Source organism: Acinetobacter sp. 226, assembly GCF_048147925.1.
GTDB lineage: Bacteria > Pseudomonadota > Gammaproteobacteria > Pseudomonadales > Moraxellaceae > Acinetobacter > Acinetobacter pecorum.
Window position 1 is genome coordinate 1 of record NZ_JAYWYX010000009.1, and the last position, 15193, is coordinate 15193.

Here is a 15193-nt window from a genome sequence, read left to right on the forward strand (position 1 = left end):
GTCGACTGAAGTGCTGGGTGACGGTTCACAGGTGACCGGTCTGAAATACAAAGACCGTGCGACTGATGAAGAGCATACGGTAGAACTTGCGGGGATCTTCGTGCAGATCGGCCTGTTGCCTAACACCGACTTCCTGAAAGAGACTTCGGTTGAGCTGACTAGTCGTGGCGAGATTGTGATTAACGATCGCAACGAAACCAATGTGAAAGGTGTGTTTGCTGCAGGTGACTGTACCACTGTGCCTTACAAGCAGATCATCATTGCGACCGGTGAAGGTGCAAAAGCCTCGCTGTCTGCATTTGATTACATCATGCGTTCAGGACAGTAATCTTAACGATAGAAAAGCCAGTCATCCTGACTGGCTTTTTTGTTTTAAGTACAATTTTTATTTTCGGAGCTCGGCTGTTAAGTGCTCAATATTGCCCATTTCTGCATGAATGGCAGATACATTATTTAAGATAGTCACTGCTTTTTTATTATTCAGGTCTAAAATTCAAAAAGCATTGAAACAACCTTTCATATGCAGCTGCGTTAAAATCTTGCTGAAACTACGTGACAGCTTGTTTTTCCACCTCAGTTTGTACGAAACATTGCCCATCCCCCTTAAACTTACAAGTAGCACTGCTATTTTTTTCATGCTTTGGCTCTTTATTGGAGTATTTCTGGTTACATAACATAAATTATCAAAATTATTTAAATATTTACCTAATTTTTATATATAAATTTCCCGCTAACCCCCTCGTTAATAATTACAACTCATGCTTTAAATCAAATATTTAAAAATTTTTAGAATACCTTGGGTCGCTAAGATAATCTTTTTTGGCTGCGTTGCCGCACTCCTGATATTGATCGTTTTAAATGAAATGGTTTTTAGGCAAAAAATGCTTTAGTAACCTTTTTGTTAAACCCCATAGGCATGGTTCATGCATTGATTTAGAATCTGATGTGTAAAAAACATGCTGATGTACATTAAAAAAAATAAATTATTCACTCGAATGCTGTGAATTCAAGGAGATCATCATGCTACGTTACCAGTATCATTGTGCATGCTGTGACAAAGTGGTTGAATCCACTCAAAAGGTTTGTAACGATTGTGGTTCACACCATATTCGCAGCCCTTTTGGTTTCTGGATTTTATGTCTAATCGCCTGTCTCGTTACAGCTATCATATTTAAAGTGGTGCATTTGTATGTGCAGTCGCAACAAGAAGTACCGGCACAACACTCACTATTGGATGTTTTAAAAGAAGAAGATAAAAGGCTTCGTTAATTTTATTCACCCCGCAGCAAGACCTGTTCATCCCAAACAGGTCTTTTATGATACTTGAGTCATCCGAATTGTGCTGCAGAAAAACCACCTCACAAGACCTCGATTTGATTTACAATAACCATAGATTCAAATGAGAGACAGGTCATGGTTCAGCTAATTAAAAAAGGTGGATTGCGTGAGCGCGCCAACCGTAGCCGCAGCTATCAAGGTTCTGAAAATACTGAAACCACTTTAAAGCCTAATCGCTATCAAACGGCGCTTAAAAGCCAGGATAATGCAGTATCTCCTATACCTGTCTCATCTACCACTACAGCCTTGCATGAAGATGCACAAATTAATTCATCAGAATAAGCGCGTCATACCACAACCACAATGCGAACAGCAGAAAGAGTCCGCCTGAAATCATATCAATATAACTACCTGAACGTTGGTACAACGCTTTAATTTTTGGTTGGGAAATCAGTATCATCAATAAAGCGAACGTAATAAAGGTCTGCGAGGGAATAATCACAGCCAACTGTGTTTTCAAATAATCTGAAGCAGATGAACTCAAGGCGAGTGAAAATACGCTACTAAAATAGATCAGTGTTTTAGGATTAGAAAGATTGGTCCATAAGCCCAGCATAAAATAGTTTTTAACTTGCACTTGCTCATTTACATTATCATCGGGTTGATATCTATTTTTAAAGCTGTGCAGGCCTCCCTTTAGCATGGTCCAGCCCATCTTCGCCAGGAACACACCACCGAGCACCATCAATACCTGTTGAATCCATGGAAACTGATCAATCAATACAGTGAATCCAGCCAATGTCAGGATGACCCACACCACAATTCCGGCAGAGATGCCTGCGATAACTTTCAGGGCATTTTTGCGTGTGGTAGATGCGGCGCTTTTGGCAATCAAAAGAATATCGGGGCCGGGACTTAACTGGGCCACAAAATGTAAGGCACAAATGGTTAGAAGCAGTGACATGGGTTCCATAAAAGAATTCTGAAAACAGTGCATTATAACTTTTGCGTGAATATTCGCATTATTTATTCTGGTAATAAAAAACCGAATCAAATGATTCGGTTCAAGCTTCAAATAGAATACTTATTTAGGATTCACATCTTTCATTTCAATTTTTTTGGCATCAGGTGTCACTTCACGTGCTTCACCATCAATGATCGTTGAATCACCGTGGCCTGACTGCTGCTTTTGCATATCCTGCATTTGACGCATCATCTCGGCAAATGGATTTTGGCCTTGTGTACCACCCATATCACCCATCATGCCCCCCATCATTTTTTCCATCATGAGTTGCTGACGCTTCATCATCGCTTTCATTATTGCGGCTTTAAAGACCTGCTGAACTGCCGGAATAAGCATCAAGACTGCCAGTACGTCAGTAATCAATCCAGGAATAAGCAAAAAGAAACCTGCCAGAATTTTAGGTAAATTTCCTGTTAGTGCAGGATCTGCACTCATCTGTCCCATCTGCATTTGCTGCATCTGAGGCATGACACCGGCCGAATATTTACGGATCAGATTCATACCAATAAAGAATGCGGCTATAAACCAGAAAAATACGTACCACATGCTCCCGACGAGGTCACCCACGCCAATCCAGACCAGTACTTCTAGGATTACACCTGCAAGGATAATAAGAAATAATTTCATGAAAATTAATCTAATCTCAGTAAAATAAATAATAGGATGGGGAAATCAACAGCTTCATCAGGATCAAGCTTTTTTGATACGCTTATGTAACAATATGGGCATTATTCTATTTTTAAAGTGCAGGCATGTCATTAATTATTGGGATTGACCCCGGTTCTCGTTTAACTGGTTACGGGATTATCGAAAAAGACGGCTCCAAACTGACTTTTGTCGATGCCGGTACCATTAGAACAGAAACGGCGGAAATGCCTGAACGTTTAAAACGGATCTTTGCTGGCGTGGAGCGCATTGTAAAATTTTATGGTCCGACCGAAGCCGCAGTCGAACAGGTTTTTATGGCACAAAATCCGGATTCTGCCCTAAAACTTGGGCAGGCGCGTGGTGCTGCAGTTGCTGCACTGGTCAATCTGGATTTGAAAGTCGCTGAATATACCGCGCGCCAGATCAAGCAGTCGGTGGTGGGTTATGGTGCTGCTGACAAAGAACAGGTACAGATGATGGTGATGAATATTCTAAAACTCAGCATCAAGCCCCAACAGGATGCTGCCGATGCCTTAGCTGCTGCCATTTGTCATGCTCATGCTTCAGGTAGTATGAGTAAAATGGCGGTATTGAATGCTCTAGGCGGTATGGCACGCGGCCGGAGTCGCGTCAGTAGCCGTCGTCGATAAGGTTTAACGTAATATTCTAAAGTCTTGAGCATCTAGGTCAGATTGCAGAAACTCTTGTATAACAGACTTTACGATTGCACGAGCAGGCCCTTGCCAACTTCGTGTAATCATTTCCTGAAGCTGGGAGTCTGTTCCAGCAATAACAGCCTCCACCTCACCTGTGCTCAAGTTCTTCACATATCCTTTCAGGCCAAGTGCCTGAGCCTGCTCGGCAAACCAGTAACGATACCCAACTCCTTGTACTTGGCCAGCAATACTCAGTTTGATAACAGACATCCCGTTCCTCCTTAATGTTAACGGTTTACTACCTGGTAAATCGCATGTTTCATATCCTGTGCCTGCAAGCCACGTTCGCCATTTTTGGCCAGTTCATCACCGGCAAGTGCATGCAGTGTCACAATTTCATGCAAATGAATTTTTTGTTTAAATTGTGCCTTTAGACTGGCAATCATTCCGGCCAGCACATCTCCCATTCCACCCGTCCCCATACCGGCATTTCCAGCTGTGCATATATAAAGTTTTTCTTCCAGAATCAGACTGCCTGAACCTTTTAGCAGCCACTGTCCCTGATATTTTTGTTGCAGGGCATGAATAGCTGCAACCCGGTCTGATTCTATTTCTTGAATATCTTTCTGCAATAGCGTAGCGGCTTCCCCGGAATGCGGTGTAGCATAGGTTTTGGAGTTCAATATTTGGGGGTGTCTGGCTAAAAACCACAGTGCATCTGCATCCAGGACAATTTCCAGGTCTGAATTTTGAATTAAATCAAACCATGCCTGATATTGCTCTTTTGCCCATTCATCACGCCCCAAGCCCATCCCGAAACAGACTGCATCAACCTGCTGAATCAACGCTATACGCTGCTCCACAGTGAGAGCATTAATATCACGTAGCATGATATTCGGTGCACGCGACAAAATCGCTGTATGGTGTTTCGCATCACAAGCAATGGTGACTTTTCCCGCTCCTGTAGCAAATGCTGCTTCGGCAGCCATAATCACAGCCCCTCCCATATTGGCATGTCCACCAATCACCAACACATGACCATAACTGCCTTTATGACCAAAAGCTTGGCGTTTGGGTAATTGGATCTGATGTGATGCAAGCTGGGCAATCGGTTGAAGCTCAGTATCTGCGGGAATTGCAGAAATCAGTTCAATCTTGCCCGCATATTCCTTACCCTGACCGGTGAATAGTCCGGCCTTGAGCCCTAAACCCGTAAAAGTGTAGTCAGCTTTAATCGCAACAGGCAAAGGCTGGCCGGTATTGGCACCCAATCCACTCGGAATATCGATCGAGATTTTTAATCCATTTTGCCGGTTAATACCATGAATAATGTCTTGCCAATTTGAATCCAGCTGACGGTTCAGACCAATGCCGAATAAAGCATCGACATAGGCTTCATATTCGGTTTGAAAGTCAAACTGCGAATAAGGCTGCAAACCGGCTTGTTTGGCTTCCTGCACAGCTGTTGCCAGATCTCTGGAACTGCCCGGTTCAGCCGCATAAATATCAACTTGAAAACCGGCCTGTTTTAAATATTTGGCCACCAGATAACCATCGCCGGCATTATTACCCTGACCGCAGCAGACAGCGATTTTTTTAATTTTTTGCCTGAAAAATAAAGTGCCCAGTTGCTGGCTGATTGCCCAGGCCATTTGTTGCATTAAACCATAGGAGCTATTTTGCTGCTGAAACCAGCGCTTTTCCCAGGCTTGAATACTTTGGCTATGATAAACGAGGCTATGGTAAACTAGTTGCTGCATTTCTAATTTCCTGTCTTTGGTTTATGACAACTCCCGATTCTCACGCGCAAATTCAGTTCTATCAACAAGATCCAGCTGAGTTAAAGGCCTGGATTAAAGCACAGGCTTTAGAATTGGGTTTTACTGATTGTGTCATTGCCAAACCGGATGCTCAAGCAGAATTAGCCCGCTTACAGGAATATCTGGATCGCGGATATCATGGTGACATGAAATTTCTGGAAGACAATCTGGAAAAACGCGCCAATCCCGCTTTACTGGTTCCCGGCACACGCAGCATTATCTGTGTACGCATGGATTATCTGGTTGATAAACCGGAACCCAGGTATATTCCTTATGCTCCGAACTCCGCTATTATTGCCCGTTATGCCCGTGGCAGGGATTATCATAAGACCATGCGTGGACGCCTGAAGACCTTGGCGTCAAAAATCCGGGAAAAAGTAGGAGATTTTGAATCACGTCCTTTTGCGGATTCAGCCCCTATCTTTGAAAAATCTCTGGCTGAAAGTGCCGGTATGGGTTGGACAGGTAAACATACCCTTCTGATTCATAAAACATCAGGCTCATTCTTTGTGCTGGGCGAACTGTTTACTTCACTCGAACTCCCTTTTGATGCGCCTGCCAGTAAACATTGTGGTTCCTGTACTGCATGTATCGACATCTGTCCGACTCAGGCAATTGTCGAGCCTTATATGCTGGATGCTCGCCGCTGTATTGCCTATCTGACCATCGAATATAAAGGCATTATTCCAGAAGATTTGAGGCATGGGATTGGTAACCGTGTTTTTGGCTGTGACGATTGCCAGCTGATTTGCCCTTGGAACAGTTTTGCCCAAGTCACCTCGGTAGAGGATTTTCATCCGCGGCACGGACTGGATCAGGTCAGTTTACTGGACTTATGGCAATGGGATGAAGCGACCTTTTTAAGTTCGACTGAAGGTAGCCCGATGCGCCGTACCGGATATCAAAGCTTTATGCGTAATATCGCGATCGGTTTGGGAAATGCACCTTTTGATGAACAAATTGTTCAGGCACTCCATCAGCAGCGCGCCCATCATGATGAGATTGTACAGGTGCATATTGATTGGGCTGTTCAAGAACAACTGGCAAAATCCAGTTAATTTTCCATTTTTACCTAGCGTCACAGTTTCACTTAAAAGCCTTACACACCCTTATTTCAGACTATGGCATAAATACAACTAGTCAAAATGAAATGGAGGAAAGATGATGTCATCAAAAAATCCAAATCAAGAGCTACTTGAACAGCTTCAGGAAGAACAGCAGAAGCACCAACAGCAGCAACCCCAGCATGGGCCAATTAATTCTCCGAAAAACAACCAGCATGAACAGGACCAGCGCGTGTTTAACAAGCAGCATCGTAGTGATCTGCATGGTCAGGATATTCATGGAAATCACAGCAACAAATAAGCTGTCCAGTAAAATGCAAAGCCCACCTTGTGTGGGTTTTGTTTTTTCTATAAGGTCATATTTTGCTAATGAAGATAGCCATGCTTTTACTTAAGATGAAGCATGTAAATAAGTATGAACAAGGACAGACAGATGAACAGTAGTGATGTCGTACGTAATGATTGGTCACGTGAAGAAATACAAGCACTTTATCAGCAACCTTTAATGGATTTAGTGTTTCAGGCACAACAGGTTCATCGTGAAAATTTCACTGCAAATACCGTTCAGGTCAGTACCCTGCTCTCGATTAAAACCGGTAAATGCCCTGAAGATTGCAAATACTGTTCTCAATCAGCTCACTATGATTCCAAACTGGAAGCTGAAAAACGTATTGCAGTCGAGAAAGTCATCCAGGAAGCTAAACAGGCACTGGCTTCTGGCAGTTCACGTTTTTGTATGGGTGCTGCGTGGCGCAACCCGCATGAACGCGATATGCCTTATGTGCTGGAAATGGTACGTGAAGTCAAAGCATTAGGTTTGGAAACCTGCATGACACTGGGTATGCTAAATGAGTCACAGGCAGAACGCCTGAAAGATGCAGGTCTGGATTATTATAACCACAACCTGGATACTTCTCGTGAATACTACTCACACGTTATCAGCACACGTAGCTTTGATGATCGTCTAGATACGTTGGATCATGTGCGTCAAGCTGGCCTGAAAGTCTGTAGTGGCGGTATCGTTGGTCTGGGCGAAAGCCGTAATGACCGGATTGGCTTATTGTATGAACTTGCGACTTTGGCTGTGCATCCGGAATCTGTGCCAATCAATATGCTGGTTCCGATTGAAGGCACACCGATGGCAGATGTAGAAAAACTGGATGTCATCGAGTGGATTCGGACGATTGCCGTAGCACGCTTGCTGATGCCAAAAAGTTATATCCGCCTTTCTGCAGGCCGCGAATCCTTAACCGATTCAGATCAGGCTCTGGCATTTATGGCCGGTGCAAATTCTATTTTCTCGGGTGAAAAACTGTTGACGACCCCTAATACTGCTCAAGGCAGAGATCAGCAACTTTTTGCTAAATTAGGTCTGGTTGCAGAACAGCCAAAACCAGGTGTTCGTAGTCTGGCCACAGATGCCATGACAAGCTAATAATTGTTTAACTTGATGAACTCGTAGAAAAGTTATGTGCAGTAATTAAAATGCCATAACGGGCATTCAGATAATCTCCCACTCGGATTTGATCTGTTCCATTGGCATGATGCACCACTAGCTCTTGAGTGACTGCATCATAGCTAAATGCGTCATAACTGTCTTGATGCAGGCTGAGCCAGTGCAGCGTATCCGCCAGGTTATCATCTACGATATAGGTATCTGCATAGAAATCCTTGCTCATCTTCCGCTGTTCACCCAGTTAAAATTCCCTTTAATTTTAACGTAAATTAGCGAATTACAGACATAAAAAAGTGAGCCTATGCTCACTTTTCTTGCAAGAACGTTAGTCCTTATTTGTCCCGCATTTACGACATTCCCTATGTTCGCCGATTTCTTGCATTTGCTCATATTCATAAATATGCAGACAGAACAGTTTTCTTAAAAGCTGAAGCATCTTTGAAACTCCTGTTTAATCATTTTTTTAATACGCTTCTTAAGATATTCCTTCCTGAAACATCATGATTTTTGACTAAAAAATCACCTCCTATTAATTAACATAATTTTTTCACTTGTAAAATGCATTTCATCTACTTTTCACTTTTTTTGTTAATTTTTTTGAAACGCAACATAGTCCTTTCACGAATATTATTTTTTGGGATTAAAGAGAATAATTTAAATATACCAAACCAAAATAACACCTTGATACAAGACTAACCTATTGTGCTGCAAAGAAGCTCTTTGATGAAAAGATAGAACTGGAAAGATTATTATGTAGCGCCCATCCGGACAGGGAGATCTGTTTAAAACAGTAAACCTGGATAAAACTGCTTAAATAAAAAATATATTAACATTTGCTGTTCAAAAAATAGCGAGAAGTAAATTTAATTGAATAACTAGATTCACTTCTCGCTGGCTCGTACGAAGCAGACGAGCTCACCTTGGTTAACGTTTAACTTCAGTCTGATTTAGATAAAAAAAAACATGTGCAATCAACATGATCACACATGCCAAGGAGGATTTTAAGACTTAAAATAATTCAACGGCAATTTCAAATAAGACACACCGTTGGCTTCAGGCTCAGGGAACTGCCCTGCTTTCATATTGATCTGAATTGCCGGCAGAATCAGTTTCGGCATATTTAAAGTAGCATCACGCTGATGTCGCATTTCGACAAACTCTGCTTTACTGGTACCTTCGTGAATATGAATATTCTGGGTTTTCTGGGTTCGTACATCTGTTTCACAGACATAGTCATGACGTGTTGAAGGCAGGTAGTCATGACACAAGAACATCCGAGTTTCAGGCGGAAGCTGATACAGTGACTGTACCGAATCGAATAAGGTCGATGCACTACCACGCGGGAAATCGCAACGCGCTGTACCATAATCCGGCATAAACAGGGTATCACCGACAAATACCGCATCCCCGATTACATAGCTGAGACAGGCCGGTGTATGCCCTGGCGTAGGAATATTATAGGCATCCAGTTCACCAATCTTGAAATGCTCATGATCCTCAAACAGGTAGTCAAATGGTTGCAGGGCATTAAACTGTTTCATGTCCAGGTGATAAATCGCACCAAAGGTTTCCTGTACCACAGAAATCTTCTGGCTCATGGCAATTTTACCGCCCAGTTCTGCCTTGAGATATTGCGCTGCTGTCAGATGATCGGCATGAACATGGGTTTCCAGAATCCACTCCACAGTTAAATTTTCTGCCTTAACATAGGCAATAATACGATCTGCGTGTGTAGTCGATGTGCTGGCCGAGGCCGCATCATAATCCAGGACACTGTCAATAATGGCACAATGTCCGGTTGCAGGATCACTCACCACATAACTGAAAGTATTGGTGTTTTCTTCAAAGAAATCTTGCACAACCGGTTGTTGTACCTGTTTTTCCATTGAAATGTCTTGCATAGTTAAGCTCCTGACCATTTACGGTGAATCCATACACCCACCAGCATTGCTACAACAAAATAGAGCACTTGATAGTGACCCAAACCGATCAAGGTGAAACTTGGTGCCGGACAGATGCCCGCAATCCCCCAACCCACACCAAATAAAACCGCACCGGTAATCAGTTTCTTATCTATCTGATTATTTTTAGGCAAATCAATAGGCTCATTAAATACTGTTTTCGGTTGAGCCGCACGTACCGCTTTCTGGAAAGGAATAAAGGCCACCGCAATCGCGCCCATCATCACAAAGGCCAGACTGGCATCCCAATCACCAAACAGATCCAAGAAATCGAGTACTTTTTCCGGATTAGACATGCCTGACACCATCAGACCCACAGAGAACAGAGCACCAAATAAAAAGGCAAACACATTTTTCATTCTAGAATGCTCCTGTGATATGACGGATAATATAAACGGTGACAAAACCTGCAAACATAAAAGTCATCGTCGCGACAATAGAACGCTTAGACAGCCGACTAATGCCACAAATTCCGTGACCACTGGTACAGCCCGACCCCAAACGTGTCCCGAAGCCTACCAGCAGACCCGCCACAATCATCATCAATGGGCTGGCATTCAATTCGATTTCAGGTTGTACAAACAGACCATAAATAAACGGTGTGATGATCAAGCCTGATAAAAACCAGATCGCAGGCGTTTTAAATACAGTTTTTGGGTTTAATACCTGCCCAACCAAACCACTGATTCCTGCAATACGGCCATTGACGTACAGATAGCCGACCACTGAAAGTCCGAGCATTAAACCGCCAATAAATGCGATGAGGAAGTCATGCATGGTGAATCAATCTCTATACAATATACTTTTTTATATTATATAATAAAAAATAATAATCAAGCAGTTTTATGGTAAATTGTGTAAACTGCACGGGCTACATCTAAGGTTTTGAGGACATCTATGGATATGATTGCTGCAAATGCCAAAATTGATTTTTCACAGGTCGATTTCGTCAGCCAATGCCTAAAAGTTTTAGCCAATCCTGATCGTCTGAAAATCTTATGTGTCCTGGTTGACGGGGAAATGAATGTTCAGGAAATTGAAGAATCTACCGATATTCATCAACCTACACTTTCACAACAGCTGACTGTACTGCGTAAGGCCGACATGGTTGGCACCCGACGTGAAGGTAAACAGATTTTCTATCGTCTGAGTGACCCCAAGGTCTTGAGCCTGATGCAAAAGCTGTACGAGCTGTATTGCGCCCAACCCTCTTCCTAGTGCAGCCAAAAAGAAATGATCAGAAGCAGTCCGCTAAAAGCAGTAAACAGGTTTAGCCATACGGGATACTGGGTGTAATAACCTTCAATAAATTCCGGCGGTCGCAGTGATGCCAACCCCCGTCGATATTGCAGGATTGAGGCGAAATTTACCAACATACCAAATACAATCACCGCAATTCCCAACCATTGTGAATAAGCTATTTTCTGTGCATAAGTGTCTGGGTCCACCAGTTGCACTAGCAGGTTGGATTTTTCAATCACAAAACCAAAAGCAATTAATGCCAAACCACTCCGGTTCCACGCCAGAGCGGTTCGTTCCAAAGCAAGCAGTACCCGTGGATCATCCAAATTTGACATGTCTTATCTGCTCTTCATGCTTAGCCTATCCACCAATGTAAATCTGCTCCCCTATCATGTATAGAGGTTTTAAGTAAAAATTACTTTTTCTATCATGTAGTTAAAATCTTATTGTTCAAAAATTTCCTTGACGTCCATCGCCAAGCCTTGAGTAGATTTAAATTCACCCTGACTGTTTTTCCAGGCCATCGACGGTGTGGAGAAAAAGCCGTATTTCCCCATCAAGGCCTGATTGGCATCAATTCTGGCAGCAATTTCGGCAGGAATCTTTTCCATTTTCTTGAGCTGCTTTTTACCTTTATTCTTGTTCATATCGTTAAAAACTGCCGCTGGATCTTTCGACATTAACAATGTTGCCACCTGACCACGGCTTTCTTCACGGATCACACCGACCTGAATATGACGCAGCTGTACCTTGCCTGATTCGACCCAAGGTCGGGCCGCCTGCCAGAATTTATAGCAATATGGACAATTGGGATCGGAAAAGACATAAACCACCCGTAGTGCATCCGGCTTACCATCCTGAATCCAGGTCGATTTTTCCAGGGTTTTCCAGACGTCGTCCAATACCGCTTTTTTCATATGCTTTTCAATCTGTTCATTGGATAGGCTTTTCCCTTGCGCATCAAACAGTTCGCCCTTGATATAATATTTGTCATCATTGGAGATAAAGAGCGTATTGGAGTATTGGTCTTCATGCCCCACCCAGCCGGTCATTCCTTGCGGTGCCGGAATCTGTTTTACAAACACAAAACCCTGTTTTTCAATGTTCTGTTTAATATTTGCCTGTGTGTGCATGCTCATGATCAGGAACATACCTGCACCAAGCACCTGGTGAATTTTATTCATACTAAGTCCTTCCGTTTTTTTAAGGTTGATCTGAAATTCTGTTTAAATATTGCTGCAACATGGCCGGACTGAGTTCCCCCATATGCCGCTCGACCAGCTGGCCTTGAGCATTAAAAAACAGCGTCGTTGGCAGGCCAAAACTATTCAGCTGCTGGGGTAGTTCACCATATGGGTCCAGCAGGACATGTTTAAATTGAAACTGATGTTTTCTTAAATAGGCATTTACGGTGGCTACCTCCTCACCCTGATTGAGCATGATAAAATTCACTTGAGGATGCTGCTGGACTGCTCTGGCCAACACCGGCATTTCGCGGTGACAGGGCGGACACCAGCTCGCCCACAAATTAATTATCGTGGGCTGGCCAATGAATTGGCTGAGTGAAATCTTGTCTGTACCCAAACGCTCCTGTTCTAGTCCAGCAAAGGCTAGATCAGGAAACGCTGCTTCAGTTTTTAGGCTGGATTTGAACGCGAGTCCAAGCCCGACCCAGAGTACCAATATGATCAACAAAATGGCTTTGAATCGGGTCTGCAGCTGTCTATTTCGAATGACATACCACAAAGCACCAAGCAGCACCCCTCCCCATAAATGGAAACCTTTGTCCTGGATTTTCAGTATGTCGATGGGTGCTGCAAAATACAGCTCGGCATTAAGCAGGACGAAAACAAGACGCGCACCCAGCATTCCAACCAAAAAACTGCTCCAGAGCAAATCCTGACTTTGTCCAAGCTGCTGTTTAGACCATGAATACTTTCTGGCTAATCCAAACAGGATGGCAGATAACAGCATCAAGCCAGTGGCAACAATAATAAGTGTCCAGGGCAACATCAAAGGTCCCAGATGCAGTGCATCACTGGAAATCATCATGGTTGCTCCCCTTGCAGTTGCTGCAATGTGCCTAGTAAATGTGCCGCACTAAAGCTTCCGGTCAAACGCAAGTCCCGCTGTTCCTGATGCGCTGCATTTAAAAATATAAAAGTAGGTGGACCCAGGATTTGCCGTTCTTTTAGAAGCTCATCCTGACTTGGATGATAGTGAGTCAGGTCTAATTTGATACGAACCACATTTTGTAAAGCCGCCTGGACATCACTACGTGAAATCACTTCCTTTTCAATCGGTTGACAGGCCACACACCAGTCTGCATAAACATCAATCACTACCGGCTGTTCGCGATGTTTGGCTAATAGCTGTTGCAATTGTGCGGCTGTGCTGACCTTCTGCCATTCAAGCCGTGATTCTACATGGGCGACCTGTACCTGGCTCCAGACATGATAGAGCTGCATGCCTCCTGCATAGACCAGTAAACCACTGAGCAGCATCAGGACTATTTTCGATACAGACCGATGCACATGAGGCAGCATCTTGAACAAGAAGTAGCCTGAACAGGTGATCAGTACCACGCCCAAAAGGCTCAGATATAAAATACCGGGCAATAGTGGACGGGCGAAATACAAGGCCAGCGCCAGCATGACAAAACCAAAACTAAACTTCAGGCGATCCATCCAGATGCCAGGTTTGGGTAAAAGATGGGACCCAAATACGGCAGCAATAAATAGTGGTAAGCCCAGCCCAAGGCCTAAGACGAACAGATAACTGGCTCCCAGCATCGGTTGATTGAGCTGAGACACATAGATTAAGGCACCGGCCAACGGTGCACTCATACATGGCCCTACAATCAGTGCGGCGATCATGCCCATAAGACCAGCACCAATCAGCGTGCCACCCTTCTGCTTTTGCTGCCATTGATCCAGACGCTGCAACATTCCTTGGGGTAAGGACAGCTGAAATGCTTCGAACAGATTAAGTGCGAACAAAACAAACAGAATGCTGAAAATACTGATGAATACCGGACTTTGAAACCAGCGCTGAAAACTATAACCGAGCTGTGCCACAGCAAGTCCCATGACCGCATAGACCAGTGCCATACCCAAAACGAAAACCAGCGCAATTAGTGCCGCACGGTAGCCCCGGTGCTGCTGAACCAGAATTCCCGTTAAAATTGGAATTAAAGGTAAAGAACATGGTAAAAATGCCAGCAGAATGCCAAGCCCGAGAAAAATCAGGGCATTAATTAACAGACCTTGTTCTGACAGCAGACTTAAAAAATACTGGTCATTGTTCCACTGGCTATTCATGCCTGCTGACGAAGTTTGATTTTTAGGGTCTGCAATGAGCTGGTCATTTTTCTCTGTTAATTCCACCTCAGGCTGCACCACAGGTTCAGAAACTGCAGCGACTTGTATTTCCTCTATCTTTTCTTCGGTCAGTGCTTTATCTGTAATTGGAGTTTGCTCTATAGCTTGGAGCTCATCTTTCTGAGCAGTCAGAATTTTTTCGTTTACTTGTGGCTGTGTAGTGCTGGCCAGCAGCTTTTGAGGCTTGCTCAAGTTTTGCGCTGGAAATAAACCATCTGCATCAGTTGTTACTGTGGTGCGTTGTACCGGATAACATAAACCACTTTCTGCACAGCCCTGCCATTGCACTACAAACTGCTGGTTGGGCTGCACATTCATATTGGTTTTGACTTGCCCATAATGCACTTGGGTCAAACCGAAATTGGGATCGTCTTTGTCTTCGGGTTTGGGCAACGCCAACTTGACTGGGGTCTGCTGATGAGACACTTTAAGCTGGTCATGATACAGGTAATAACCCTCTGCGATTTTCCAGCTAAGCTCTGCCTGATCCTGGCTTGTAGAAACCACCTGAAACTGAAATGCCTGATCCGGTGGTAAAAAGTCTGCATGTACAGTTCCCGTCATGATTCCAACGCCGATCACGGCACCCAATATCCACTTCAACATCCAGCTGCTCTCCTCCTGTTAGGACTGCATTATTGAAAAACTAAAATTAAGGCAACAT

General features: G+C 43.7%; 20 protein-coding genes. 8 read left to right on the forward strand and 12 right to left on the reverse strand.

Annotated features, from left to right (window positions below; genetic code table 11):
* From VXP95_RS05475 to VXP95_RS05485, 3 genes are all read left to right on the forward strand, one after another.
* Positions 1-328, forward strand: a 328-nt coding sequence (locus VXP95_RS05475; RefSeq protein ID WP_416711631.1) for an FAD-dependent oxidoreductase, incomplete at its 5' end; no start/stop codon positions are given.
* 692 nt (positions 329-1020) lie between these two features.
* Positions 1021-1269 (forward strand): hypothetical protein, encoded by a 249-nt coding sequence (locus VXP95_RS05480; protein ID WP_191731336.1) that lies wholly within the window; start codon positions 1021-1023, stop codon positions 1267-1269.
* 144 nt (positions 1270-1413) lie between these two features.
* Complete coding sequence (locus VXP95_RS05485; protein ID WP_191731335.1) at positions 1414-1620, forward strand: hypothetical protein; 207 nt, start codon at positions 1414-1416, stop codon at positions 1618-1620.
* Here the strand turns inward: VXP95_RS05485 and VXP95_RS05490 are convergent.
* Together VXP95_RS05490 and VXP95_RS05495 are read right to left on the reverse strand one after the other, a co-directional pair.
* Positions 1604-2242: a LysE family transporter gene (locus VXP95_RS05490; RefSeq protein WP_416711633.1), complete on the reverse strand. Its 639-nt coding sequence runs from the start codon at positions 2240-2242 to the stop codon at positions 1604-1606. The genes VXP95_RS05485 and VXP95_RS05490 overlap by 17 nt on opposite strands.
* 120 nt (positions 2243-2362) lie before the next feature.
* Positions 2363-2929, reverse strand: a complete 567-nt coding sequence (locus VXP95_RS05495) for an FxsA family protein (protein ID WP_064095371.1) — start codon at positions 2927-2929, stop codon at positions 2363-2365.
* Positions 2930-3054: 125 nt separating this feature from the next.
* On the opposite strand from VXP95_RS05495, the gene ruvC reads away from it, so the two are divergent.
* Positions 3055-3600, forward strand: a complete 546-nt coding sequence (ruvC, locus tag VXP95_RS05500; protein ID WP_064095372.1) for a crossover junction endodeoxyribonuclease RuvC — start codon at positions 3055-3057, stop codon at positions 3598-3600.
* Positions 3601-3603: 3 nt separating this feature from the next.
* Here ruvC and VXP95_RS05505 read toward each other — a convergent pair whose 3' ends face one another.
* Positions 3604-3876, reverse strand: a complete 273-nt coding sequence (locus VXP95_RS05505; protein WP_144725436.1) for an acylphosphatase — start codon at positions 3874-3876, stop codon at positions 3604-3606.
* A gap of 17 nt (positions 3877-3893) precedes the next feature.
* The gene (locus VXP95_RS05510; RefSeq protein WP_144725438.1) at positions 3894-5366 is read right to left on the reverse strand and encodes an NAD(P)H-hydrate dehydratase; all 1473 of its coding nucleotides are present in this window, start codon (positions 5364-5366) and stop codon (positions 3894-3896) included.
* A 23-nt stretch (positions 5367-5389) separates the two neighbouring features.
* Here VXP95_RS05510 and queG point away from each other — a divergent pair, with 23 nt between their 5' ends.
* From queG to bioB, 3 genes are all read left to right on the forward strand, one after another.
* On the forward strand, positions 5390-6484 hold the full coding sequence (queG, locus tag VXP95_RS05515; RefSeq protein ID WP_144725440.1) for a tRNA epoxyqueuosine(34) reductase QueG: 1095 nt from the start codon (positions 5390-5392) through the stop codon (positions 6482-6484).
* Between the two features lie 103 nt (positions 6485-6587).
* Entirely contained in the window at positions 6588-6791 is a 204-nt protein-coding gene (locus VXP95_RS05520; RefSeq protein ID WP_081406329.1) for a hypothetical protein, read from the forward strand.
* 132 nt (positions 6792-6923) lie between these two features.
* Positions 6924-7925: a biotin synthase BioB gene (gene bioB, locus VXP95_RS05525; RefSeq protein ID WP_191731329.1), complete on the forward strand. Its 1002-nt coding sequence runs from the start codon at positions 6924-6926 to the stop codon at positions 7923-7925.
* Positions 7926-7932: 7 nt separating this feature from the next.
* Here bioB and VXP95_RS05530 read toward each other — a convergent pair whose 3' ends face one another.
* From VXP95_RS05530 to VXP95_RS05545, 4 genes are all read right to left on the reverse strand, one after another.
* A complete protein-coding gene (locus VXP95_RS05530; protein WP_064101930.1) occupies positions 7933-8169 on the reverse strand; it encodes a hypothetical protein in 237 nt (78 codons plus the stop codon).
* A 778-nt stretch (positions 8170-8947) separates the two neighbouring features.
* The gene (locus tag VXP95_RS05535; protein ID WP_416711634.1) at positions 8948-9847 is read right to left on the reverse strand and encodes an MBL fold metallo-hydrolase; all 900 of its coding nucleotides are present in this window, start codon (positions 9845-9847) and stop codon (positions 8948-8950) included.
* A gap of 2 nt (positions 9848-9849) precedes the next feature.
* Positions 9850-10266 (reverse strand): DUF6691 family protein, encoded by a 417-nt coding sequence (locus tag VXP95_RS05540; RefSeq protein WP_064101928.1) that lies wholly within the window; start codon positions 10264-10266, stop codon positions 9850-9852.
* Position 10267: 1 nt separating this feature from the next.
* On the reverse strand, positions 10268-10684 hold the full coding sequence (locus VXP95_RS05545) for a YeeE/YedE family protein (RefSeq protein WP_004810628.1): 417 nt from the start codon (positions 10682-10684) through the stop codon (positions 10268-10270).
* 120 nt (positions 10685-10804) lie between these two features.
* Here VXP95_RS05545 and VXP95_RS05550 point away from each other — a divergent pair, with 120 nt between their 5' ends.
* Entirely contained in the window at positions 10805-11125 is a 321-nt protein-coding gene (locus VXP95_RS05550; RefSeq protein ID WP_004280150.1) for an ArsR/SmtB family transcription factor, read from the forward strand.
* On the opposite strand, the gene VXP95_RS05555 is transcribed toward VXP95_RS05550, so the two are convergent.
* The 4 genes from VXP95_RS05555 to dsbD all read right to left on the reverse strand — a co-directional run bounded on the left by VXP95_RS05555 (position 11122) and on the right by dsbD (position 15135).
* The gene (locus VXP95_RS05555; RefSeq protein ID WP_064095379.1) at positions 11122-11484 is read right to left on the reverse strand and encodes a YidH family protein; all 363 of its coding nucleotides are present in this window, start codon (positions 11482-11484) and stop codon (positions 11122-11124) included. The genes VXP95_RS05550 and VXP95_RS05555 overlap by 4 nt on opposite strands.
* A gap of 108 nt (positions 11485-11592) precedes the next feature.
* On the reverse strand, positions 11593-12333 hold the full coding sequence (gene dsbG, locus VXP95_RS05560) for a thiol:disulfide interchange protein DsbG (protein ID WP_064101927.1): 741 nt from the start codon (positions 12331-12333) through the stop codon (positions 11593-11595).
* Positions 12334-12352: 19 nt separating this feature from the next.
* The gene (locus VXP95_RS05565) at positions 12353-13201 is read right to left on the reverse strand and encodes a TlpA disulfide reductase family protein (RefSeq protein ID WP_064101926.1); all 849 of its coding nucleotides are present in this window, start codon (positions 13199-13201) and stop codon (positions 12353-12355) included.
* Positions 13198-15135, reverse strand: a complete 1938-nt coding sequence (gene dsbD / locus VXP95_RS05570; protein ID WP_416711635.1) for a protein-disulfide reductase DsbD — start codon at positions 15133-15135, stop codon at positions 13198-13200. The genes VXP95_RS05565 and dsbD overlap by 4 nt, the downstream gene beginning before the upstream one ends.
* Positions 15136-15193: the final 58 nt, after the last annotated feature.